The 25,069-nt window shown below is 35.8% G+C and carries 22 protein-coding genes; 8 read left to right on the forward strand and 14 right to left on the reverse strand.

Annotated elements, in window-relative coordinates; all coding sequences use genetic code 11:
* Together LUA90_RS06600 and LUA90_RS06605 are read right to left on the reverse strand one after the other, a co-directional pair.
* Positions 1–1,092, reverse strand: coding sequence for a YhcG family protein (locus LUA90_RS06600; RefSeq protein WP_231490653.1), 1,092 nt, complete (start codon positions 1,090–1,092; stop codon positions 1–3).
* Between the two features lies 1 nt (position 1,093).
* Positions 1,094–2,374 (reverse strand): glycosyltransferase, encoded by a 1,281-nt coding sequence (locus tag LUA90_RS06605; protein ID WP_231458791.1) that lies wholly within the window; start codon positions 2,372–2,374, stop codon positions 1,094–1,096.
* 74 nt (positions 2,375–2,448) lie between these two features.
* On the opposite strand from LUA90_RS06605, the gene LUA90_RS06610 reads away from it, so the two are divergent.
* A complete protein-coding gene (locus tag LUA90_RS06610; protein ID WP_231458792.1) occupies positions 2,449–5,637 on the forward strand; it encodes a S41 family peptidase in 3,189 nt (1,062 codons plus the stop codon).
* A 137-nt stretch (positions 5,638–5,774) separates the two neighbouring features.
* On the forward strand, positions 5,775–6,527 hold the full coding sequence (locus tag LUA90_RS06615) for a bifunctional 2-polyprenyl-6-hydroxyphenol methylase/3-demethylubiquinol 3-O-methyltransferase UbiG (protein WP_231458793.1): 753 nt from the start codon (positions 5,775–5,777) through the stop codon (positions 6,525–6,527).
* On the opposite strand, the gene LUA90_RS06620 is transcribed toward LUA90_RS06615, so the two are convergent.
* From LUA90_RS06620 to upp, 9 genes are all read right to left on the reverse strand, one after another.
* Positions 6,522–7,973 (reverse strand): alpha-L-fucosidase, encoded by a 1,452-nt coding sequence (locus LUA90_RS06620; protein WP_231490654.1) that lies wholly within the window; start codon positions 7,971–7,973, stop codon positions 6,522–6,524. The genes LUA90_RS06615 and LUA90_RS06620 overlap by 6 nt on opposite strands.
* A gap of 53 nt (positions 7,974–8,026) precedes the next feature.
* Positions 8,027–8,941: a glycosyltransferase gene (locus LUA90_RS06625; protein WP_231458795.1), complete on the reverse strand. Its 915-nt coding sequence runs from the start codon at positions 8,939–8,941 to the stop codon at positions 8,027–8,029.
* Between the two features lie 107 nt (positions 8,942–9,048).
* Positions 9,049–9,810, reverse strand: coding sequence for a class I SAM-dependent methyltransferase (locus tag LUA90_RS06630; protein WP_231458796.1), 762 nt, complete (start codon positions 9,808–9,810; stop codon positions 9,049–9,051).
* A 10-nt stretch (positions 9,811–9,820) separates the two neighbouring features.
* Positions 9,821–10,468, reverse strand: coding sequence for a class I SAM-dependent methyltransferase (locus tag LUA90_RS06635; protein WP_231490655.1), 648 nt, complete (start codon positions 10,466–10,468; stop codon positions 9,821–9,823).
* Complete coding sequence (locus LUA90_RS06640; RefSeq protein WP_231458798.1) at positions 10,465–11,784, reverse strand: flippase; 1,320 nt, start codon at positions 11,782–11,784, stop codon at positions 10,465–10,467. Before LUA90_RS06640 ends, LUA90_RS06635 begins: the two co-directional genes overlap by 4 nt.
* Positions 11,785–11,817: 33 nt before the next feature.
* The gene (locus tag LUA90_RS06645; RefSeq protein ID WP_231458799.1) at positions 11,818–12,339 is read right to left on the reverse strand and encodes a hypothetical protein; all 522 of its coding nucleotides are present in this window, start codon (positions 12,337–12,339) and stop codon (positions 11,818–11,820) included.
* A gap of 26 nt (positions 12,340–12,365) precedes the next feature.
* The gene (locus LUA90_RS06650) at positions 12,366–12,890 is read right to left on the reverse strand and encodes a DinB family protein (RefSeq protein WP_231458800.1); all 525 of its coding nucleotides are present in this window, start codon (positions 12,888–12,890) and stop codon (positions 12,366–12,368) included.
* A gap of 21 nt (positions 12,891–12,911) precedes the next feature.
* Positions 12,912–13,610, reverse strand: coding sequence for a YjjG family noncanonical pyrimidine nucleotidase (locus LUA90_RS06655; RefSeq protein ID WP_231459252.1), 699 nt, complete (start codon positions 13,608–13,610; stop codon positions 12,912–12,914).
* A gap of 94 nt (positions 13,611–13,704) precedes the next feature.
* The gene (upp, locus tag LUA90_RS06660; protein ID WP_231458801.1) at positions 13,705–14,349 is read right to left on the reverse strand and encodes a uracil phosphoribosyltransferase; all 645 of its coding nucleotides are present in this window, start codon (positions 14,347–14,349) and stop codon (positions 13,705–13,707) included.
* Between the two features lie 182 nt (positions 14,350–14,531).
* On the opposite strand from upp, the gene LUA90_RS06665 reads away from it, so the two are divergent.
* Positions 14,532–16,460 (forward strand): glycoside hydrolase family 172 protein, encoded by a 1,929-nt coding sequence (locus LUA90_RS06665; RefSeq protein WP_231458802.1) that lies wholly within the window; start codon positions 14,532–14,534, stop codon positions 16,458–16,460.
* Between the two features lie 11 nt (positions 16,461–16,471).
* Here LUA90_RS06665 and LUA90_RS06670 read toward each other — a convergent pair whose 3' ends face one another.
* Together LUA90_RS06670 and LUA90_RS06675 are read right to left on the reverse strand one after the other, a co-directional pair.
* Positions 16,472–17,728, reverse strand: a complete 1,257-nt coding sequence (locus tag LUA90_RS06670) for a hypothetical protein (RefSeq protein ID WP_231490656.1) — start codon at positions 17,726–17,728, stop codon at positions 16,472–16,474.
* A gap of 151 nt (positions 17,729–17,879) precedes the next feature.
* The gene (locus tag LUA90_RS06675) at positions 17,880–18,392 is read right to left on the reverse strand and encodes a DUF6702 family protein (RefSeq protein WP_231458804.1); all 513 of its coding nucleotides are present in this window, start codon (positions 18,390–18,392) and stop codon (positions 17,880–17,882) included.
* A gap of 85 nt (positions 18,393–18,477) precedes the next feature.
* On the opposite strand from LUA90_RS06675, the gene LUA90_RS06680 reads away from it, so the two are divergent.
* The 5 genes from LUA90_RS06680 to LUA90_RS06700 all read left to right on the forward strand — a co-directional run bounded on the left by LUA90_RS06680 (position 18,478) and on the right by LUA90_RS06700 (position 24,358).
* Positions 18,478–19,065 (forward strand): HupE/UreJ family protein, encoded by a 588-nt coding sequence (locus tag LUA90_RS06680; RefSeq protein ID WP_231458805.1) that lies wholly within the window; start codon positions 18,478–18,480, stop codon positions 19,063–19,065.
* Between the two features lie 8 nt (positions 19,066–19,073).
* On the forward strand, positions 19,074–21,446 hold the full coding sequence (locus LUA90_RS06685; RefSeq protein WP_231458806.1) for a M1 family metallopeptidase: 2,373 nt from the start codon (positions 19,074–19,076) through the stop codon (positions 21,444–21,446).
* A 333-nt stretch (positions 21,447–21,779) separates the two neighbouring features.
* Positions 21,780–23,822 (forward strand): excinuclease ABC subunit UvrB, encoded by a 2,043-nt coding sequence (uvrB, locus tag LUA90_RS06690; protein WP_304622658.1) that lies wholly within the window; start codon positions 21,780–21,782, stop codon positions 23,820–23,822.
* A gap of 1 nt (position 23,823) precedes the next feature.
* Positions 23,824–24,021, forward strand: a complete 198-nt coding sequence (locus LUA90_RS06695; protein ID WP_231458808.1) for a YwbE family protein — start codon at positions 23,824–23,826, stop codon at positions 24,019–24,021.
* Positions 24,022–24,106: 85 nt separating this feature from the next.
* A complete protein-coding gene (locus LUA90_RS06700; RefSeq protein ID WP_231458809.1) occupies positions 24,107–24,358 on the forward strand; it encodes a DUF4834 family protein in 252 nt (83 codons plus the stop codon).
* 160 nt (positions 24,359–24,518) lie between these two features.
* Here the strand turns inward: LUA90_RS06700 and LUA90_RS06705 are convergent, their stop codons facing one another.
* Complete coding sequence (locus tag LUA90_RS06705; protein ID WP_231458810.1) at positions 24,519–25,025, reverse strand: GbsR/MarR family transcriptional regulator; 507 nt, start codon at positions 25,023–25,025, stop codon at positions 24,519–24,521.
* Between the last annotated feature and the right edge of the window lie 44 nt (positions 25,026–25,069).

Below are 25,069 nucleotides of genomic sequence, written 5' to 3' on the forward strand. Positions count from 1 at the left end.
TTAATCCATTAATTTTTTAAGGGTTTCTACGTCTGGTAAAAGGCCCTTAAAGGCTGCGGGTAAAACCTGGCTTGTTTTGTATGTAGAAACACCCATTGCCTTATTAAAATCTCTAAATGAAAATTCAATAACTTTATTCTTCTTCTCTTTGCACAAAATAATCCCAATCGATGTTTGTTCGTGTGGCTGTTTTACATATTCATCTAAAGCTGATAGGTAAAAATTCATTTTACCCATATATTCAGGTTTGAATTTTCCGGTTTTTAATTCAAAAACAACCAAACACTGTAATCGGCGATTAAAAAATAAAAGATCTAAAAAATATTCTTCGTCTTCTACAATTAAACGATATTGATTGGCTATGAAAGCAAAATCAGAACCCAATGACATTAGAAACTTTTTAATGTTTTGAACAATTTCACTTTCTAAAACGCGTTCGTCATTTTCATCGTTGTCTTCAATGTTTAAAAAATCTAACAGGTATTCATCTTTAAATGATTGTAGTGCCTTTTGCCTTACATCATCATTAATAATTGTTTGTGAGAAATTATTTGGCAGACGACCAGTTTTTTTAAAAGTTTGATTAGCGAGGTGATTTTTTAGAGTACTTATACTCCAAAATTCTGCCGCGGTTTTTTGAATGTAAAATATCCTTTCATCGAGGGATTTTGTATTTTGTAATATTTCAATATGATGCGTAAAACTAACATTTGAAAATACATTTCCTAATTGGTCCGTCAGTGACGGACTGAATTTAATCTCCTCTAAATCAATAACTTGTGTTTGGTTCGTTACTGACGGACTAATTACAAATTGATCATGCCAAGCTTCAAAAAAAACTCTCATTCGTTTAATGTTCGATGCTGAAAATCCTCTTAATCCAGGCAGTTCTAATTGTAAATCTGCAGATAGATTATCAATAATTTTTGCACCCCATTTTTCTTCCTCAATTTTTCTGGATATAAATCTACCAATGGCAAAATATAAGATGAGGAGTTCTTTATTAACAATTGTCGCAGCTTTATAGCGGCTTTTTAAAATAGCCGATTTTAACGCATTAATATTGTCGAGATAGTTTTTAGAAAGCTCCATATTACTTCGGTTGCAAATTAATCAACGTTTCATATAAATGTATATGTTCAGTAGCGATAACCTCTTCCGAAAAATCAGTTAAAATGCTTAGTCTTGCAGCTTTATTTAATTCATCTTTATTCGGGCGATGGTACAACCATTCAATTCCGTTAGCTAAATCAGTGGCATTTTTGTACTCTGCCAAATAACCATTTTGCATATGTGTAACCATATCGGGAATTCCGCCTGTTGTAAAGGCGATAACCGGAGTAGCGCAAGCCAGGCTTTCCATTACGGTATTTGGCAAATTATCTTCTAAAGATGGCGTGATAAATGCATCAGCAGCCGAATAACATTTTGCTAAATGCTCATCTTTGTTAATGGTTCCTAAAAAAGTTGTTTTAAAAGGAAACGTTGGCATTTCGGCATTCTCTTTATTCCCGAAAATTACGAGTTCTATATCTTCTTTATTAATTCCCGCTCTGCGTGATAAAATTTCTAAAGCTTCAATCAAATAAGGCGTTCCTTTATGTTTGTCATTTTTTGAGGGCATAAAACCACTCATCAAAACAAACTTATCTGGATTTATTTTCAGAATTTTTTTCGCTTCTGATTTAACATAAGGCTTAAAAATTTTAGTTTCGATGGTGTTCGGAATTACCGTAGTTTTCCGCGTACCCAACAAACTGCTAAATTTTACCGAAGCCGCCATCCAATTACTTGGGGCAACAATATGAAAATTTAATTTTGTGTAAGCTGTTTGCTTTCTTAACCAGGTTTTATGCGATATATCTTCTGGGCCACTAATTTTTAAAATTGGGCAATTGCCGCATTGCTGATGAAAATGCTCGCATCCATAACGCACATGGCAGCCACCCGTAAAAGCATTACTATCATGAAATGTCCATACAATTGGCTTTTCAAGTTCATCTAGCTGCGCTAAAAACTTTGGATTAAGAAAGCCGTGATTTACCCAATGTAAATGAATTACATCTGCATTTTTAACATCAGGATGGTTGATAACCGATCGGCCAAACCACTGCAAACTAAAAGGTGTTTTTACGGATTTGCTTAACCATTTAGCAAAATATCGTTCTGAGAAAATATTATAAACAGCCTTTGCTTTTTGAAATGGCGATTTACTAAAAGTATCTACCGCTGGGTTTTGCCCAAATTTATAATAAACCAATACTTTCGAATCGATGCCACTTGCTTTAAGCGCATCGCTTAAGCGTAAACAGGCTCTTCCTGCTCCGCCATTTCCGTCATAGGTATTTAGATGTACAACTTTCAAATCAATCAAAAATACATTTTATTGTTTACGATTATAAAAACTGTTACGTATTTTCATGCTTCCAAAGCCAAACGAACAAAATCATGCTTAAAAAACTATTTAAATCGCTTGCGGCAATAGCATTTCTGTTGCCCTTTAATTCATTTTCACAAGGTCAAACTTACTTCGCCGCATACCCAGCTTTAACGCCCGATGCGCAAACGATAGTATTTGCCTATGATGGAGATATTTGGAAAGCGCCGGTTGGTGGCGGCGTTGCATCGCGAATTACCGCCATGCAAGGCGAAGAAATTAATCCCAAAATATCTCCTGATGGAAAATGGATGGCTTTTTCATCAAATCAGTTTGGCAATTATGATGTTTACCTAATGCCTTTGGCAGGTGGCGATATTAAGCAGTTAACTTTTAATGATGCTGCAGATGAAGTGGATAACTGGAGCTGGGATTCGAAAAGCATCTATTTTACTTCCGGTAGGTTCAATTCGTTTTCGAGTTATAAAGTTGGTATAACTGGCGGAACTGCAGTGCGCCTTTTCGATAACTATTTTAATACTACACATCATATTGCAGAAGCACCTGATGGCGAATTATTTTTTAATGATACCTGGGAAAGCTACCGTTTTGCAAATCGTAAGCATTACAAAGGCGCTTACAATCCAGATATTCAATCTTATAATCCAAAAACTAAAGCTTATAAGCAATACACCAATTATTTAGGTAAAGATTTCTGGACCAGCGTAGACCAGAAAGGAAATATTTATTTTGTATCGGATGAAGGCAACGAAGAATACAATCTTTATACTTTTTTAAATGGTAAAAAAACGGCTTTAACCAATTTTGATAGTTCAATTAAACGCCCTTTTGTAGCTGCGAATGGAAGTACAATCGTTTTTGAGAAAGATTATCAGCTTTACACTTATGATGTTGCATCAAAAAAATCAGCAAAAATTAACATTAGCACTTCCAGAAATCAGGTTTTAAGTAAAGAGCAGGAATATGATGTGCGTGGAAATATCTCGGCTTTTGATGTTTCTACTGATGGAAAGAAAACCGTATTTATTTCTAGAGGGGAGATTTTTGTGAGCGATGCTGATGGAAAATTTATACGTAAAATAAGCAATACTGGCGAGCGGGCTTTACAGTGCAAATGGCTGGCCGATAACAAAACAATTCTCTTCAGTCAAACCTGGAATGGCTATCAAAACTGGTTTACCATAACCGGCGATGGCAAGGGCACCATAAAACAGCTTACCAAAGATAAGGCGAACAATAGAGACATCACCCTTAATAAAGCTAAAACTTTAGGCGTTTATTTAAGTGGAAGAAATGAATTAAAGCTTATCGATTTGAAAACTTTTGATAGCAAAACATTAGTTACTGATGAGTTTTGGGCCATCCAAAATTCTACCCCAAGTTTTTCTCCGAATGATGAATATGTGCTTTTTACCGCTTACCGTAACTTTGAGCAAGATATATTGGTGCATAATATCAAAAGCAACAAAACCATCAATTTAACAAATACTGGCGTTACAGAAACTGCTCCGGCCTGGTCGCCAGATGGTAAGTATATTTATTTTACAAGTGCACGTACAGATCCGTTTTATCCTTCGGGAAGCGAAAACGTTCATATTTATCGAATGGCCTTAAATAATTACGATGCCCCATTCCGGGCCGACAAATTTGATGATTTATTTAAAGAAACGCCGGTTGCGCCAAAAGAAGTTACCACGGTAATAGACAAAAAGGGAAAAAAAACAACCGATACGGCAAAGAAGAAAACTGATGTTAAGCCAACACCAAAGCCTGCCAGCGTTATTACAATTAATACACAGAATATTTTAGACAGAATTGAACTGGTTAGCCCGGGTTTTGGTAGTCAGTTTGGAACAGATGTTTTTGCCAAAGGCGATAAAACGTATGTGTTCTACAGTTCAAACCACGAAGGTGGAAAATCAGGTTTGTACAGAACCACTATCGAACCTTTTGAAGCAAATAAAACTGAAAAGGTTGGCGATGGACAAGATTACACAATTGTGCAAAGTGGCGATAAGTTTTTCGCCTTAATAGGTGGCGCCATTAATAAGTACAACCTGGATGGTAATAAACTTGATAAAGTTGACCATGCATATAAGTTCGCAAAAAACCTGAATGCAGAGTTTAACCAGATGTTTTATGAAACATGGGTTGGTTTGGATGAGAATTTTTATGACGAAAATTTCCATGGTGTAGATTGGGAAAAGATGAAAACCCATTATTCGGCCTATTTGCCTTATGTAAATAATCGTAGTGATTTAAGGATTTTACTGAATGATATGCTTGGCGAATTAAATTCATCGCACATGGGCTTTAATAGTTTCGGTGCCGAAGAAAAGAAAAACCTAAATTATATCACAAACCAAACAGGCATTATTTTCGACAATGAAAATCCTTTTAAAATTGAACGTGTTGCTGCTAAAAGTAATGCATCTTACGGTAGCGTAAATGTTTTGCCCGGCGATGTTCTGAAAAAAGTGAATGGGGTAGAAGTTGATGAAAAAATTGACCGTGATTATTATTTTAGTAAGCCATCGTTAGATAAAGAAATGACTTTAACTTTTACCAGAAGTGGGAAAGAAGTTAATGTAAATATCCATCCACAAAGTTCTGGTAGTTTAAAAAATAACCTTTATGACGAATGGATTGCTAAAAACCGCTCTAATGTTGATAAATGGGGCAATAACAGAATTGCCTACTCTTACATGAAAAATATGGGTAGCGGTGAGTTAGAACGTTTCCTTTTAGATATGGTTGAACAAGAGGAAAATAAAGATGCAATTATATTGGATTTACGCTACAATACCGGTGGAAATGTTCACGATGCTGTGCTAAGATTTTTATCTCAAAAACCTTATTTGAAGTGGAAATATAGAGGTGGTAAAATGGCGCCTCAAAGTAACTTCGGCCCTGCTGCAAAACCGATTGTATTACTCATTAACGAACAATCTTTAAGCGATGCGGAAATGACTGCCGCAGGTTTTAAACAATTAAAATTGGGTAAAATTATTGGAACGGAAACTTATCGCTGGATTATTTTTACCTCTGCAAAGGGTTTGGTTGATGGTTCTTCATACCGATTGCCATCTTGGGGATGTTATACAATGGATGGAAAAAATATCGAAAAGGATGGTGTAACACCAGATATTTATGTGAAAAATACTTTTGAAGACCGTTTAAATGATAAAGACCCACAATTAGAAAAGGCAGTTGCAGAAATTTTAAAAGACTTGAAATAGGTCTAACTTTTATGGTATGCCAGTCGCCATTCTGAGCTTGTCAAACACATTAATAAGTTTCGACAAGCTCAACATGACAATTAATATAAAATTTATCATACTTTTCCGTTTCTTTGGCGTTGGAATCAATTTAGAACATGGCAAATTTATTAACCGACAGAGCTTTTTGGGTAAATTATTGGGAAAGTAAAACAGGACTTGCAGTTCAGTTGCCGGAAAACTACTTGTTTCATAAGCAACTTGCAGAGGTTATAAATAAAGAAAGTGTTAAAAATGCCATAGAATTAGGTGGCTTTCCTGGTTATTATGCAGTTTTTTTAAAGAAGTTTTTTAACCTTGATGTTACCCTGTTAGATTATTTCGTTCATCCTCCAGTGGTAAACGATTTGCTGTTGAAAAACAATTTATCCGAGAAAGACATCCACATTATAGAAACAGATTTGTTTAACTACACGCCAGTTCAACAATATGATTTGGTGCTGAGCTGCGGTTTAATTGAGCATTTTAATGATACTGCCGATATTATTAATCGCCACATTACTTTTGTAAAACCCGGCGGAACGCTTTTTATTACTTTACCAAACTTTAAAGCCGTAAATGGTTGGTTTCAAAAAAACTTCGATAAAGAAAATTACGATAAGCACAACATCGATAGCATGAACCCCGAATTACTTAAATCCATCTGCGAAAAAGCAGGATTGAAAGCAGTAAAGTCTGGTTACTTCGGGCGTTTTAGCGTATGGTTAGAAAACGAAGCCCAAAAATCTACTGGTGTTCGTTTATTTAAAAAAATTGTATGGTTAAGTGGCAAAGTTTTCACAAAACTTATTCCTTTCGAGAGCCAAAGTTTGTCGCCTTACATTATTCTACAGGCAAAGAAACCGTTATAAGGTTTTTTTATAAACTCCAAATTCGCTTAAAGTGATACATACCGGAGATTTCGAAATGTTTAATCTTAGTTTTTGTGCTGTAATTGGTTTATCCAACATAATCAATCTTTTTGCACCAATGCTTTCTCCGCTGTAAACTTTTTTCCAGGCGTTGTTTTCAAAAACTTCAACATTAAATTCCTCAATTCTTTGTCCCAAAGGGATGTATTCCTGCAAACTTATAATGTCGAAAGTTTTTGCAGCACCTAAATCAATCTCAAGATTTGCAGTGTGAATCTTATCAGCGGTTGCCCAATAAGTTTCCTTATCACCATCTAAAATAGTGTTAATGCTAAAGTTTTTTCCTCGGCTATTACTGGCTTTAATTTTTCCATTTTTAGCTAGATTATTAGCGAAAGTATGTTTTACGATATCGCCAAAACCTTTCAAAGCGGCCACATCATCACTATGTAATTGCCCTCTGGTATCTGGCGCCAAGCCTAAATCCAAAGCCGCACCATGGCCTACACTCTGCAAGTATAAATCGAATAATTCTTCAGGCGATCTTGGTTTCTCGTTTTCATGGTAAAACCAACCCTTTCTTAGTGGAACATCGCATTCTGCAGGCATCCAAAATTTACCATTTCTAATGCCCATTGGACTTTGAGGATAATTCGCCTGACCCGGAACGGCTACATTTTTTCCCTCTGGAGGAAGTGGTGTAAAGGTTGCCCAACTGGTTTCTGCAGCTGTTCCATCTTCGCTTCCAACCCATCTTACGTCTAAACCAATATCGCTAAAAATGTTTGCCATTGGCTGCATTTTGCGGGTAATGCCCCAGGTATTGTTCCAGTCGTAATAGGTTGTGTTGTCAATAGAACGCTTTTCCCTGGCGCCACCATAATATCCATCGCCACCATTTGCACCATCGTGCCAGCTCATAAAAAGCTCGCCATAATTGCTGTATAATTCTTTAAGCTGCGCTTGATAGATGGCTAAATATTTATCTGTGCCATAAAGCGGATTGTTTCTATCCCAAGGCGAACAATAAATACCAAATTTTAATCCATTTTTTCTTACGGCTTGCTCAACTTCTTTAACCAAATCGCCTTTGCCATTCCTAAAGGGACTTTTGGTAATATTATATTCAGTAGTTTTTGTTGGCCACAGCGCAAAACCATCATGGTGTTTTGCAACCAGAATGATGCCTTTCAAACCGCCGGCTTTGGCAGCACCGATAATCTGCTCTGCATTAAAATCAGTAGGATTAAATGTTTTTGGATCTGCATCTCCAAATCCCCATTCCTTGTTTTCGAATGTTGTGGGCGTGAAATGTATTAATCCATATACCTCCACATTATGCCAGGCCAGTTGCCTTTTAGATGGAACAGCTCCGTATGGTTTTGGTGCTGTTTGCGCAAAAATATTTGTAGAAATAAATAAGATAAGGATGGATAAAACTCTCATGATTAACATTTGGAATAACCAAAATACAAAGAATTTTTAAGAATGGCTCTGTCTTATTTTGAAAAGTATTGTGATAGTTTCTCGTTTACAAAACGCTTCAATCTCCTTACCATGTTGCCTTTTCTGGTCGCCAGAAATTGTTTTATGGTTTTATAAGCAATTTCGTCTTCTTCTATTACCTTCGGAAATTTAGTTATAGGTTTTGGATTAATAATAACATTGTAAATATCGTTTATGCCCGAATGTACCCCAGAACCATCATGACCAATGTTATTAACTAAGGATTGCGATGGGTTTAAAGTTAAGCCGCCTTTTAAAAAAATTGAGGCATACCACCTGATTGCCCAGCTATTATTTTTACCTTTTTTAAATTCCTGCATTTGCTTCCAGAAATTCATTTTATTATCTATAGAAAAGGCAGATTTTTTCTTTTTATCAAATTGACTAATCAAATTATCGATGTTTGGTTCGAAGTGTGTCCAAGCCCTTTCCCAGGTTGCCCAGCCCCAACTTGTAGCCGCACGGAAGAAGAAAGATTGTGGAAGCTTTTCGGGGTTAATTGGGTACATATAAGCTCCAATGTGCATAACCTTCTCCTCGCCTTCATAAAGGGTTAAAGCATCATTAAAGTAGGTTAAGGTGTGTGGCGAGGTAACCAAATCATCCTCAAAAACGATAACTTTGCCATAATCTTTAATTAATTGGCTTACGCCTGAAATAACTGAATTTGCCAAGCCTGCATTTTCTTTCCTTTCAATTACCTTAATGGATTTAAAACCATCAATTTTATTGATTATGGTCCTTACTTTTGCAACATCATCAATCTCGTCTTTGGTTTTAGCGCCGTCAGAAAAAATGTATAAATGACTTTTTGCCGCAAGTTTATTTTCCTGCAAAAACTTTATAGTTCGCTCTGTATGTTGCGGACGATTATAAACGAAAAGGGCTATAGGAGCAAGGTTTTGCATGTTGTTTTTACCATTTTTACTTCTGCGTCATGCTGAATTTATTTCAGCATCTATACAATAAGATCCTTAAATAAATTTAGGCTGTCGAGTTCAGGAAGTATTTGCTATTAAAATATTTGAAGATTTGAATCTGATTTTTTTGTTAAAACCGTATAAGCATTTGCAAATTGCTCTTGCTTTTTTCTGCCAAGAAAATTTCCCAAGGCTTTTTTAATTCGGTATTCCAGCTCAATTTTTAAATTTTTAGTAAATGTTTTTGGCGCTTTTCTATTAATAAATTCGTTAAACTTTACCGTTTCAGTTGCAGTCATCGAAACCTTATCTTCTAAAATTTCAAGTCCTTCGCTTTGCAATAAAAACCTTAATGATGTAGGCGTGTACATATTGATGTGCCCATAATCAAGGAAATGTTTCATTCGCTGGTCTACCCCGAACCGATAATCTTTCGGAACTTCAACAACAATATACTTCGAAACTCTTTTCAGCTCACGCAATAAAATCCTTTCATGCTCCACATGTTCGAGCACATGTGCGAGTATCACTAAATCGAAAGCATCATCCTCGAATGGTATTTTGTAACCATCAAAAGTTTGAACTGATTTTAAACTGGATAAATTTCTGCTTTTTATAATATCTACACCACTTTCTGCAATTTCCAATGCATACAGCTCAGGGGCAAAACTCCATTCGTTTAAAAAATGAAGGATACTTCCATCGCCGGCACCAACCTCTAAAACTTTAGTCGGTTTTATATCTCTACAAACATCAACAATGTTTTTTGCTTTGTATTTTGCGCCGAGCATTCGCCAGGCAACATCACTATTTGTATAAAAATTATCGTATGCCGTTTTTACTTCTTCGCTGAGCATGCTGTAATGATTAAATGCCTAAGCAGTTATCTGCTTTATAAAAAACTGAAGTTGCTTTTTCGTAAAATAAGCCTGGAGAAATTCCGCTGAAACTGATTTCTTTAAAGCCCTTTTCTTTCAATAAAACACGTGCAGGATTGTAAACTTCTCGTTCACTATCATCCAATACAATTACACCATTGGCAGATAAAGCATCCAAACTGTAAGCGCAACACCTAACTCTATCTCTTCCATCAACAATAATAATTTCGAATTTCCTGTTAAGTAATGCCGCTTTTTTAGCATATTCACCATCCCGTTGCAACTCACAATAAATCATTTCTGCATTTGCTGGACTGGTGTTTTTTACCTTTTCGAACCAGTTTTTATCATGTTCTACCGATGTAACCGAACCTGCTCTTTCTGCATAAAAAATTGTCGAGTTTCCAGAGCCATACTCAAAAATGTGTTGGGTTTTGTTAATTCTTTCTTTTATAAAATCGATAAAAGAATATGTAACCCAAGGCAGCGCTTTGCCCTGCCCATCAACCGCCTGTTTGTTGTCGAACGCGGTAAACCAGCCAATGCTATTTAGATATCCTTTATGCCCGTATGATAATAATGCTTTTAACCTTGATGGTTTAGCAATTAGTGTGCTTAATGCTTTTAATGTACTCAACGTTTTAATATTTTTTGAAATGCAGTTATCAAAAATAATGATTTTAACATCATTATGCCTTGTTGGCGAGTTTTTGGAATTAATAATAAATAAAAAGTTGAAACAAAACACGCAATGAGCGTTGCTAATGATGCTCCCACTCCGGCATATAATGGAATTAACCACAAATTTAGTCCAACATTAATTACTGCTCCGGCAGCCGTTCTGTAAAATGAAATTTTTGTAAAGCCTTCTGCAACTAAATATTGCGAACTGGCTGTACCTAAAAATACAAAAATGCCTGACCAGATATGTATGGATAACATTGGTCCGGCTCCATCATATTTACCTTGATAAATAATATGGATAATATCAGAACCAAAGAAACTTATAAAAAGTGCCACAGGAAGGCTGATGAAGACCAGCAAATCGTATAAATTGCCTAAACGCTTTTGATAGCGGTCTAAATCTGTTTTCCTGGCATTTAATAATGCGGGGAATACGGAAGTAACAATTGCAACGGGAATAAAATACCAGGCTTCACTCAAATTTTGAGCGGCACTGTAAATACCTACTGCTTTACTGCCAATACTTTTTAGCATAACAACATCAATTTTCATGTAAATTGAAACCATTACAGCTGATAAAATTAATGGCGAAGATTTCTGTAAAAGGAATTTTGCTCTTTGTTTATTAAAGGTCCAATCGAAAATATTAAATCCCCGTTTCTGAAAAATAAGGATTAAACCAATTGCCAGAATTAACCCATCAAAAACATAAGCTAATACAATATAAATGAGCGGCAGATTTAATGTGATAAGAATTATTTTTACAACAGAAGTAACGATTAAACAGATATTTTGAACCTGCACTACATATTTCGATTGTACCTGAGACTGAAAATATGCATCAATTACATTAAAAGATTTAAAGAAGGAGGCGAGTGCAAGTAGGCCGACTAAAAGTGTAAGTGGTTCGCCCGGCTTTGTTGAAAGATGATGACTGAATAAGTAAATGCCTACTGCTACAGGAATCAGCAGTGCATTTGCAACCATTCTGAGCCATAACGATGTGCCTAATATTTCGTTGCGTTTCTCTGGTTCTTGAATAATTTCGCGGATGATAAATGTATCTAAACCTAAGGCACCAACCGCAGCTAAAATAGCAACCAGAGATAAGCCAAAGTTTAAATCTCCAAATAAAATGGGACCAAGGTAACGGGCAATTAAAAGGTTTACAATAAGGCTTAATCCTTTGCCAAACATAACCCAACCAGCATTTTTTAAATACTTGTTAAAAGCCTCTTCATCAAAACCTTTTATGGCGGGTAATTTCATCAGCGCAAAGATGTAAAAAATTGCATTAGCTTTTTAAGTTAATGGAGCGCCAACTGCAATATCGCACCTATGTCCATCTTTTCCATGTTCTGGATTGAGTTTTATCTTGCTGCTTGCTTCTGTTGTTTTATTTACTGATTTGTTTAAAGCAACTGGCTTTGCTACTGGCTTAGAATCTAAAGGCGCACCCACCGCAATATCGCATCGATGGCTCGGCTGACCATGAGCCGGATTCAGGTTTTTTGCCGATGTTTTTACGATTGGAGGCTCGGCTTTTGCTTTAATCTCTTGCTTTACAATTTGTTGAGCTTGTGGGGTAGATGCAGCCTGGTTTAAAGGAGCACCAACCGCTAATTCGCATCTATGTCCGGGTTTACCATGCTCAGGATTAAAGATTAAATTACTCTTTACGGATTGATTTACCGGCTGCGCTGGAGCGCTATTTTGCAAGCCCTGCATACCTGTTGGAGTGGCTATAACAACTTGCGTTGAAGATTTTTTATTATTACAGGCAAAAAATATCAAGGTAATAAATAAGTACGATGATTTTTTCATAAGCAGTTCTTATTTAATGATGGTAATTATGTTCTTTGCAGATAGCTTTCTTCAATTCTAATTAACTGCTTTAAATGATGCTTTAAGTGGATTTCTATAAACCTTAACCATTGCTTTGAGTTTAAATACCCTAACCTTGGATGCTTGGTTTTTGAACGATTAGAAGCTTTTGCAATTTGTGTATAAACATTTTCTAAGGTTTTTTCAAATTCTAAAATAAAATCCAAGGCTTCAGTTTTACTGATTTTTTTTACCCTGCTCGCAAGTCTTTTTGGTACTTCATATTTTTTTGCAGGCGGCAGAGCGCCAAATAGCAGTATTAGTTTTACAATAAAATGGGTGGGTTTATCTTCACCTTTACCATTTGCTGCGTTTTCAAGAGCAATGGTAGAAAGTATGCTCGAATCGAAAATGTGGCAATAAACTTCGCTAAAACTCCAGCCATTTATGGGTGGTGTTGTTTCAAAAATCTCATCAGTATAAGAAGAAAGTTTTGCTTTATAAGCTTCCACAATGTGATGGATTGAAACTCTTATTTTGGCTGCAGTCATTCTTAAAGCTACTAAATACTATTAAAATAACTGCAAAAGTTCCTCAAGATGAACAATTTCCTTTTTCACATCTTCAGGCTTTTCTTTCTTTAACGGATTAAAAAATATGGCATCCATACCAAAATTTAATGCACCGTAAATATCTGCCTCCAAACTGTCTCCAATCATAATGCTTTCTGCTTTAAGTGCTTTTGCTTTATCTAATGCATATTCAAAAATTACCGGATTTGGCTTGTTCACACCAACATCTTCAGAAATAATTACGTTCGAGAAATATGGATTAAGTGCTGAAAAATCCATTTTTGTAAGTGTAGTTTCTTTAAAACCATTTGAAATGATGTGTAAAGTATATTTCTGCTGCAAATAGCTTAAAACATTCTCTGCACCTTCAAATAAATTCGTTTTCGTTGGAGAAATGCATACGTAATCGTCTTCAAACTGATGTGGAACGGCATCCGGATGGATACCCAATTCCAAAAATGTTTTGCTAAACCGCTCTGCCCGAAGAAAGTCTTTAGTGATTTTTCCGAGGTGATAATCTGCCCAGAGCTTATGGTTGTTCTCTGTATATTTTGAAATAAAATCCGAACATGATTTTAAGCCCAATTCATCAAGCTTATATTTTTTATATAGCTCTTGAAGCGTTTCTTCTGCATTTCTGTCGAAATCCCAAATCGTGTGGTCAAGGTCAAAGAATATGTGTTTTTTGTTTTTCAAGATGTTTTGTTATTGGGATGGTTAGAATTAGTGAAGTAGAAAGGGTTGAAAGTTTGAATATTGGAAAGTTATATCCTGCTAATCCTAAAAATCCTGATCACACTTTTTCCCCATAAGCTAAATCCCCGGCATCGCCTAATCCGGGTACAATATAAGATTTGCTGGTCATTTCCTCATCAATTGCGCCAAGCCATAATTTTGCCTTGGGTAAGTTTGCCTTAACATGCGCCACGCCTTCTACGCTTGCAATAGCCGCCACAATGTGTAATTCAGCAATTTTATAACGATTCATTAATTCTTTGCAACACATTACCATGCTTTGTCCGGTTGCCAGCATTGGATCGGCCATAATTAATACACGTCCATCCAAATCTGGTGTAGAAACATAATCCATCTGGATGATAAAATCGCCACTTTTTTTAACTTTCCGGTATGCCGAAATGAAACAGCACTCAGCTTTATCGTAAATATTTAACAGACCTTGTTGTAATGGCAAGCCTGCCCTTAAAATTGTAGCTAATACAGGTTGAATTTCTAAAAATTCGCAGCTGGAGGTACCCAATGGCGTTATTACATCTTTTTGCTGATATTTTAATGTTTTACTGATTTCATAAGCAAAAAATTCACCTAACCTTTCAAGGTTTTTGCGAAACCTCATCGAATCCTTTTGAATGTTTTCATCACGAAGTTCTGCAACAAAGGTATTTGCAACAGATTTAGTTTTGCTCAGGTCGAAAATCATAATAATAAGTTTTGTTGCTTTTAAAAGCCTTGTTAGCGTCTAAATTAATGTTTTTGGTTGATAGTGAGTAACATCTTTATAGATATTTAAATTCCATGTAGAATATTTAATAAATTAGTTTTAATCATTACTAAATCGAATTAGTGATGCTCTAACCGGATATATTTTTTAAATTATTAACTATGACAGCTAACAAACTTCTTAAAACTATTCTTTTTTTCTGCGTTTTGTTAGTTTCATTGCCTAACCTACTATCTGCACAACAAAATTTAATTAGTGTAAAGTCAGAACTGGAGCTCATGACAAACATTGGCAACCTGCCAAAATATACAGATGCGGTTATAAAACAATACTCGTCTTACGATACAACAGGGAATAACGACGATGGTTTTAGCGGTAAATATTCTTTTATCAAAAAAAATCCAGATAGCAGTTTAGTTATTTTTGAAGATAAAGGAGCAGGGGTTATCAACAGGATTTGGACACCTACTCCAACAAATGATATCATCGATTTTTATTTCGATGGTAGCAAAAAGCCATCTTACTCGATTAAATTTTCAGATTTATTTTCCGGAAATGCTGCGCCTTTTCAATTACCGCTTTGTGGTAACCAGATTGGAGGCTATTATTGTTATTTTCCAATACCATATAAAAATGGATGCAAGGTAGTTTTTAGAGGCAAAAAGTTAGAGTTTTACCAGATTCAGTACCGCAATTTTGGTAAAAAGGCCAATGTTAAAACATTCGATTCAAATTTAAATCAGGAAGAAACAGCTGCCTTGGCAAAAGTGTCATCAACATGGTTAAATGTTAAGAAAAGCATAATGGCTGAAAGCCCCATTGACTCCCTTGTTGTGGATAAAACCATATCGACCAGCCAAAACATTACCTTGGCAGAAATAGATAAAGGCGGGCGCTTGTTAGGTTTTGAAATAGAAAACGCCACACAATTTGAAGGACTAAACAAAAAAATTGATATAAAAATAACCTGGGATAATGAAAGCCGGCCAGCGGTTTACATGCCAATAGCCGATTTTTTCGGATACGCTTTCGGAAAGATTTCTATGCAAAGTTTATTAATTGGAACGGCTAACAATATAAATTACAATTATTTTTCTATGCCTTTTGATAATCATGCAAAGGTTGAATTGTATTATCGAAACAGCAGCATTAAGGATAAAGCCGAATCACTGAGAATTAAAGCAAAATTCTATTACGCTGCAAAAGTTCGAAATCAACAAACTGAAGGTAAATTTTATGCTTACTGGAATAGTGAACAAACAACCGCCGGCAAGCCCCATGTGTTTTTAAGTGGAGCAGGCAAAGGGCATTATGTGGGTACTATTTTGCAAGCCCAAGGTTTAACGCCTGGCATGACTTTGTTTTTTGAGGGAGATGATTACACCGCTATTGACGGAAAGATGAGCATGCATGGAACAGGATCAGAAGATTATTTTAATGGAGGCTGGTATGCATTACTCGATCGTTGGGACAGAAAAATGAGTTTGCCTATTCATGGTTCGTTAGATTACTCGCTTCCATTTAGCAGAACGGGCGGTTACCGTTTATTTTTAACGGATAAAATGCCTTTTAATCAGAGTATTTTGCATACAATTGAGCATGGTCCGGAGCAAAATAATAAGCCCGGAGTTTACACTTCTGTTGCTTTTTATTACGGCGAAAAGGCAATTGCTAAATCAAATGAACCAACAGAAAAATCTACAACAGTTTTTTTGCCAGATACGATGATGGTTTATCCTCAGTTAATGAATCTCAGCTTTAATGGCCAGGCTACTATCGATGGTAATAACATTATTTCGAGAAGCGGTGCTCAGGTTAGAATTGATTTGCAAGAAATTCCAAAAGGGAAATACAAACTTTATGCTGATATGGAAACTGCTGGTGATGGTGCTGAGATAACCATTTGGCAAAGACAAACGAAAGTTAGTAACCCAATATCATTTTATACTGCTCAAAAAACATACAAAAGGAATGAGTTTTTGTGTGATATAGAAGTAAACGAATTCAGAAATACAATTACCCTGCACTTTAAAAATGATAAAGATAAAAACCGCATCAATATTGGCCGACTAATCCTTATCAAAAAATAGATTACCAACGCTTAGGCATACGTATTCATATCGTTATAAGTTGCTTTTAGTTTTTTGTATTTCAAGTGCTGCGATAAACTTCGCAATTGCCAGTTACTAATAAAATAGCCATGAACCAATTTAACTACGTCAATAAAGCCAGTAACTAATTTTTTAGCTTCTTGCGTATCCAGGTGTGTGAAATGTTCGTCGCTTAAACAGTACGAATAAACCAATAGCGGCGTCACTTTTTCTAATTGCAAATCATACCAATTAAAAGGCGTACAAGTACCAGCCCTAAAACCTGGCGTATCTTCATAGCCCATTGAATAATCAGCGGTTATACCGGCAGAAATTAAATTCAGATAGCATGAAGGCAATTTTAAATCATCAATTTGTTGGCTTGAAAGGTTAACCAAACCTTGCTGTAGTTTTTTAAGTTGAAGTAAATCTGCTTTTAGTGAAGCTAATTTTTCTTTGTCTGTTGCGCATGGACGAAATAACCCAATGTTTTTGTTCTCTAAAAGATGTTTACTGTTTCTGAATGTAAATATATTTTTAGAATCTAATGGGAAATTTACAAAATAGATTGGTTTTTGAGGAGTTTGAGTATCTGGAAAAGATTCCAATACTTCTGCCGGATTTACGCTTAACCCGGTAAGCTCATCAAAAACTGAACTCAGAAATTTTTGCTCCTTATTAAAAATCGAACTGAAAATAAATTTCGATTTCGGAAAAAATCCTGGTGGCACATCAGGCTTCAGTGTAAAGTTAATTGTAGGTTGATGTTTGAACTTCTTCTCTGAAAATTTAAAAGATGGATAGTTTTTCCTGATTACATTTTTTATCAGCATTGCCCATTCATCAATTATCGGGCGATTCAAAATTTTCCATTTATGCTGATAACTATCTTCAGCCTTAAAGTTTAACACACTTTTATCTTTATGAAGGTATTCTTCGTATCGGCTGATGATAAAAAAAGATGCAGCAAAAACATCAAATGGCAAAGTCGAATCATCTACACTAAACGGCACTTTATAATCATCAAAAGTGGTCGTTTTTAATTTCAGTTCTTCAACTTTGTTTGATAAAAGAATGTTTGAATGTTTAAAAAAAAGTTCCTTGCCTACAGGTTTGTCTGCATAACTAATTTTCAAATTATCATTCTGAAGAAAATATTCTGTGTTTCCGGTAAACTCTACATCGGTTTTTAAAATATCCTTAAAAATAAAATTGAAGATATATTTTATCCTTGGAGTTAACTTGGGCGAAAAGACAATTACATGCATAGTTTAATAACAATAGGGAGCGTTACAAACTTAATTTCTTAAACAATTTATCCTGCCTGGTTTTGCCTTTTCACATTATCTTTCGGTTTAGGACATAATATAAATTTACCGTTTTTTAATCTTAATTTAATATCTATTACAAAAATTACAATTAAAAGTTTGCGCTAAAAGCCTTATCAGGATATAAAACTTTACCGCTTTTTCTGGTATTTCCTTTCACAAGGTGGATGATACTCATCTGGTCATCAAACATATCGTATAAAATAGAGCTATTTACTTCAATGCTTTTTATGCTTGCTATTTTGTCAACTTCCAGATAAATATTTGTGGCCTCGTGGTCAATTTCAAAGCCGATATAATTCATGTTAACGAGCTTACCATTTGCCTTTATTTGTAAATGGCTGAGCAGATATTTTTTGACTAAAGCATCCATTTGATTTTTTAAAGCCGGATTAACTAAATCAGTTTTTTGCTTATATAATTTAGCAAGTATGCTTTCAAAATCATCACTAAAAATTCTACAGCTTATTTCCAAACTTTTATCTTTTACATTAAAATTTACTTCAGTTGTACTTACATGAAGAGGATGTTTCTCTATTTTTTTTGAAGAAAATAGAGATAAAAAAAGAAATAAGGTAACAAATTTGGAGTTTAACAATAGCATTTCGGTGATTTTAACTTTTTTACAATTAAAATTTTAATTTTAAGCTTTCAAAAATACTAAAGCTTATTACACAAAGCTAATTTAAATGCCATTGCAAGATTTCTTATTTTATTTTAAACTTGGTTGGGAACATATAATCAGCGCAGATGCGCTTGATCATCAACTCTTCATTTTAGCTTTAGTAGCCATTTACAGCTACAAAAATTTTAAACAGGTTTTAATTTTAGTAACTGCTTTTACCATCGGTCATTCTTTAACCTTATTTTTAAGTGTTACTGATGTTTTTCGTTTTGAAAGTAAATGGGTTGAATTCTTAATTCCATGCACAATTGTTTTAACGGCCATTAGCAACGTATTCAGGAAAGATTTCTCTTTAAAATCTATAAAGATAAACTATTACCTGGCCTTAGTGTTTGGGTTAATACACGGAATGGGTTTTGCAAATTCAATAAGAATAATGCTTGCCAAAGGCGATAACATTGGCTGGGGTTTATTCGGTTTTAACGTGGGTTTAGAAGCCGGACAAATATTTATGGTATTTATCATTTTACTCATCACCTTTTTTATTTTTAATTATACAAAAATCAGGCGTCGCGATTGGGTCTTGTTTATCTCAGCCGCAGTATTTAGCTTAGCACTTCAAATGTCCTTACAAAGAATTCCTTTTCTATAAATATCATTATGAACAAATTATTTACGTTAACCGGTTTATTGCTTTTTACAGGAAGCCTTGCAATAGCGCAAAATATTCAGAATAATCCAGGCAGCAACCATGGCAACAAGTTTGAACAATTAGGCACAATTTTGCCTACTCCAAACGAACAGCGAACTGCAAGTGGCGCACCTGGCGTAAAGTATTGGCAGCAGCGTGCAGACTATAACATAAAGTGTACGCTTGATGAAAAAAACCTGTTATTAACCGGAAGTGAAACCGTAACCTATACCAACAATTCGCCCGACCCATTAACTTATATTTGGTTACAACTTGATGAAAACGAGCACAGCACAAGCAAAAATGCAAACTATCAGGATGCAAGTAAAATGCTAACTGGCGGAACAACAAAAAGTATAGATGCCTTAAGCGATAAGACAGATAATGATTTTGGTATTAATATTTTAAAAATAACCGATGCTTTAGGTAAAAAATTAACCTATACCGTAAATAAAACCATGATGAGGGTTGATTTACCCGCACCGTTAAAAACCGGTCAGAAATTAATTTTTAATATAGATTGGAATTATAAAATTACCGATAGAATGACCGTGGGCGGTCGCGGAGGTTATGAATATTTTGCCGGCGATGGAAACTATTTGTTTACAATGGCTCAATGGTATCCTCGTTTGTGTGTTTACAGCGATTTTCAAGGATGGCAAAATCATCAGTTTACAGGCAGAGGAGAATTTGCCTTAACCTTTGGAGATTTTAAAGTACAAATGACTGTTCCTGCAGATCACCTTGTAGGTTCAACCGGTGCTTGTTTAAACTATAGCGCCGTTCTAAATCCTACACAATTAAGCAGATATAATGCTGCAAAAACGGCTACTGCTCCGGTAGAAATTCAGACTTTAGCGGAGGCTAAATTGGCAGAAACCAGAAAAGCAACAGCTACAAAAACATGGGTTTTTCAGGCAGATAATGTTCGCGATTTTGCCTGGACATCTTCCCGCAAATTTATTTGGGATGCAATGCCTCAGAAAATAGCAACCAACAACAATACGGTAATGTGTATGAGTTTCTACGGCAAAGAAGCTTATAATTTGTACAGTAAATTTTCTACACGTGCGGTTGCGCATACCATTAAAACTTATTCTGATTTTACCATACCTTACCCATATCCGGTGGCGCAAAGTATAGAAGCCGCTAACGGAATGGAATATCCGATGATTTGCTTTAACTATGGCCGTACCGATGCGGATGGAACTTATAGCGAAAGTACCAAAAATGGTATGCTGGGTGTAATTATTCATGAAGTTGGGCATAACTTTTTCCCAATGATTGTAAATAGCGATGAGCGTCAGTGGACCTGGATGGACGAAGGTTTAAACTCTTTCGTAGAATATTTAACAGAGGAACTTTGGGATAATACTTTCCCGAGTAAAAAAGGACCGGCTTATACGATTGTAGATTACATGAAATTGCCTAAAGATGAGTTGGAACCAATTATGACGAATTCTGAGAACATCGCACGTTTTGGTCCGAATGCATATTCTAAACCTGCAACAGGCTTAAATATTTTGCGTGAAACCATTATGGGAAGAGCGCTATTCGATTATGCTTTTAAAGAATATTCGAGAAGATGGGCTTTCAAACATCCTCAGCCTGCAGATTTATTTCGTACAATGGAAGATGCAAGTGGCGAAGATTTAGATTGGTTTTGGAGAGGTTGGTTTTATGGAACAGAACCATGCGATATTGCATTGGATAGCGTAAAATTTGCCAAAGCAGATTTCCCAACATCAGTGCCCGAGGCAAGATCAAGAATGGTAAAAATTGATAAACCTGCTGTAAATGCTTTCCAGGATATTTCAAAAATTAGAAACCGGGAAGATAAAAAGATAAGTTTCTACACAGATAAAACACCGGCGGCACAAGATTTTTATTATAAATACGATAGAGGACAAGTAAGTGTTGATACTACAACAGCGGTTAAAGTAGAAACCGCTTCGGGTTTTGAACCTGTACCTGCAGCTGAACAGGCGAAATATGAGAACAAATTTTTCTACGAACTTACCTTTAGCAATAAAGGCGGTTTGGTGATGCCAATTATTGTAGAATTTACTTATGCTGATGGCACGAAGGAAATTGACCGCATTCCGGCGCAAATATGGAGACACAACGAACTTAAAACTTCTAAATTTTATGTAAAGGATAAAGAAGTTCAATCGATACTAATTGATCCGTTACGTGAAACTGCAGATATTGATACCGGCAATAATGGTTGGGGTGGCAAAGCAAAAGAAAGCAAATTCAAAGTTTTTAAGGCCAAAACTGCAACGGCAGTTAGAGGTCAATCTGTGGGTATGAACCCAATGCAAAAAGCTGCGGGTAAATAATTTTGCTCATAAAAACATTGATAAAATTAAAGCCTTGCTAATTAGCAGGGCTTTTATTGTAAGCGATAATTTGAAATACGGATGTTTGTAAACTAAACCCGGTAGCAGCGAACACGAAACCCGATTTAAATACTGCATCTGTTATCTTAATTGTACACTTCCATATTCTACAGGTTTTTTCGGGTGAGTAAAGCGGATAACGGGACTATTGGAACCGATAAACACCGTAGCTTGCTTTTCAAATAAAACCATGTGCTAATTATTACGTTGTTATGGTATTGCAAAGTTTATAAAATTGCTTTGCATAGCATTTATAGTTAAATTTGATTGTTTATGAAATTTAAAATTACTTCAGCGTATCAGCCTACCGGCGACCAGCCTCAGGCTATAAAACAATTGGTTGATGGTGTAAATGCGAACGAAAATTATCAAACTTTACTAGGTGTTACCGGCTCAGGGAAAACGTTTACAATTGCCAATGTAATTGAGCAAACCCAAAAACCAACGCTGATATTGAGTCATAACAAAACGTTGGCTGCCCAGCTTTACGGAGAGTTTAAAAACTTTTTCCCTGAAAACTCGGTGAATTATTTTGTTTCATATTATGATTATTACCAACCCGAAGCTTTTATTGCATCCAGTAATACGTACATAGAAAAGGATTTAAGTATTAATGAAGAGATAGAGAAATTGAGGCTTCGGACTACCTCATCATTGATGAGTGGCAGGCGGGATATTATAGTAGTTTCTTCCATTTCCTGTATATATGGTATGGGAAACCCGGAGGATTTTTCTAGAATGGTTTTCCGCTTTGGAGTTGGTTTAAGAATCTCCAGAAATGCATTTTTGCACAGTTTAGTAGAAATTTTATACGCCAGAACGACTACAGAATTTAAACGCGGAACTTTTAGAGTTAAAGGCGATACAGTAGATATTTTTCCGGCTTACCTTGACCATGCTTACCGGATTTCTTTTTTTGGTGATGACATTGAAGAACTTACCGCTATTGACCCGGTTTCGGGTAAAACTTTAGAGAAGCTGGAAGACATGGCGATTTACCCGGCAAATTTATTTGTTACACCAAAAGATAGATTTAACCAGTCGATTTGGGGCATTCAGGAAGAATTGGAGATAAGAAAAAATCAATTGGTGGCCGATAAACATTTACTGGAAGCCAAGCGATTAGAAGAGCGGACCAATTTCGATATCGAGATGATGAAAGAATTGGGTTATTGCTCGGGTATCGAAAATTATTCTCGCTTTTTCGATGGTCGTTCGCCCGGTATGCGTCCTTTCTGTTTGCTTGATTATTTTCCTGAAGATTATTTAATGGTTATTGATGAAAGTCATGTTACGGTGCCTCAAATCAGGGCAATGTACGGCGGCGACCGTTCGCGAAAACTTTCTTTAGTTGAGTATGGTTTCCGTTTGCCTGCAGCTTTGGATAACAGGCCATTAAATTTTACAGAATTTGAAGCACTTGCGCCACAAACCATATATGTTAGTGCAACACCGGCTGAGTATGAATTGGAAAAATCAGAAGGCGTGGTGGTAGAGCAGGTTATTCGCCCTACTGGTTTGCTAGATCCCGTTATTGAAATCAGACCTGCAATTAACCAGGTTGATGATTTATTGGATGAAATAGATTTAACCATTAAGCAAGGCGGTAGAATTTTAGTAACAACGTTAACAAAACGCATGGCAGAAGAGTTAACTAAGTACCTGGATAGGTTAAACATTAAAACCCGCTACATCCATTCGGAAATAAAAACTTTAGAGCGTGTTGAAATACTAAGAGGTTTGCGTTTAGGTGAATTTGATGTTTTGGTTGGTATTAACTTACTACGAGAAGGTTTGGATTTGCCTGAAGTTACCCTTGTAGCCATTTTAGATGCTGATAAAGAAGGTTTTCTGCGTTCAGAAAAATCGCTTATTCAAACAATTGGGCGTGCTGCAAGGAATGATAAAGGTAGAGTAATTATGTATGCTGATGGCATTACCGAAAGCATGGAAAAAACGATTTCAGAGACCAACCGCCGTCGTGATATACAGATTGCCTATAATTTGGAGCATGGTATTACGCCATTAACGGTTGGTAAATCTCGTGAGGCAATTCTGGAGCAAACTTCTGTGCTCGATTTCTCTCAAAAGGCTAGTGATAACAAAGCCCGGGCTTACATTGAAAATGCAGAAATTAGTATTGCTGCCGATCCGATTGTACAATACATGGGCAAAGCCGAATTGCAAAAGGCAATTGATAATACCAGAAAAGATATGCAGAAAGCAGCCAAAGAAATGGACTTTTTACAAGCTGCAAAACTGCGTGATGAGATGTTTGCTTTAGAGAAAATGTACAACGAAAAATTTGCCAAATAGGATGGACGGACAAAATAGAAAGGATATCTTCCCGGGGTTGGAAGTTGGTATAATTTTAAAGAAGGATCAGCGGAGCGGAAATGTTACGTATGGAGTGGTGAAAGATTTACTCACCTCGTCTGCATTTCACTCAAGAGGAATAAAAGTAAGATTAGAGGACGGACAGGTTGGAAGAGTTTGCGAAATTATTGAAGATTAAGAATTGTAATGAAAATGCAATTAATCTGCAGAAAAGTAACAAAATATTTAAGCCTACGTCTATATTTGTAACATAAGAAATCAGCATGGGATTAATTAAATTTATATTTATAGCAATACTGGTACTTTGGATTATCCGAATGTTAATTCGTTTAATATTACCAATGTTGTTTAATAATATGGCTAGTAAAATGCAACAGCAGGCTACTGGACAGCAATATCAACAAAAAAAGCAAAAGCCTGAAGGTTCAATTTCTATTGATTACATGCCGCCAAAGCCAGACCAGGGTAAAACCGATAAGCTCGGAGATTTTGTAGAATACGAAGAAGTTAAATAATGTAAGTCCTGATGAAAATCAGGATTTTTTTGTTTGTAATATTTCCTTAATTGTGAGGTACAGCCGGGCCAGACAATTTAGGGAAGCAATCTTTTGTTTCATGCAACAAAATAAAGATTTGTATTGATAAGGCTGTTTAAAGCTTTTTTTGGAGATGCTTCTATTTAAACACTTTCAAAATCGAACCCCAAAACCAGTTTTCTTCAGCTTTTAGCATGGTTTCGATGGTTTTATCAGCATTAATTGCTAACTTATTTATATCTGCAACCGATTTTTTGAAGGTAGCATATTCCGGATCTTTTTCATCTCCTGTAACAGCTGAAAGCTCAGAAAGCACCTTCAACACCGGCTCCAGCTCACGTTTTTTACGCTCTTTTGCAACTTGTCTCGAAATATTCCAAACATCTTTATCAGCAAAAAAATATTCTTTACGCTCTCCGGCTTTATGTTGCTTTTCAACAAGTCCCCAGCCGATTAAATCGCGAAGTGTCATGTTTGCATTACCTCTGGATATGCTCAGGCTTTCCATAATATCTTCAGTGGTTAATGCCTCTGGGGAAATTAAAAGCAAAGCATGAATTTGCGCCATTGTTCTGTTAATACCCCATTCTAAGCCAAGTTTACCCCAGGCTTCTATAAATTTTAATTTCCCTGTCGCTAAATCCATAAACAAATATAATTATGTTTTTTAAACTTTCAGGAGTTATTGAA

The organism is Pedobacter sp. Leaf170, from assembly GCF_920984665.1.
Classification (GTDB): Bacteria; Bacteroidota; Bacteroidia; order Sphingobacteriales; family Sphingobacteriaceae; genus Pedobacter.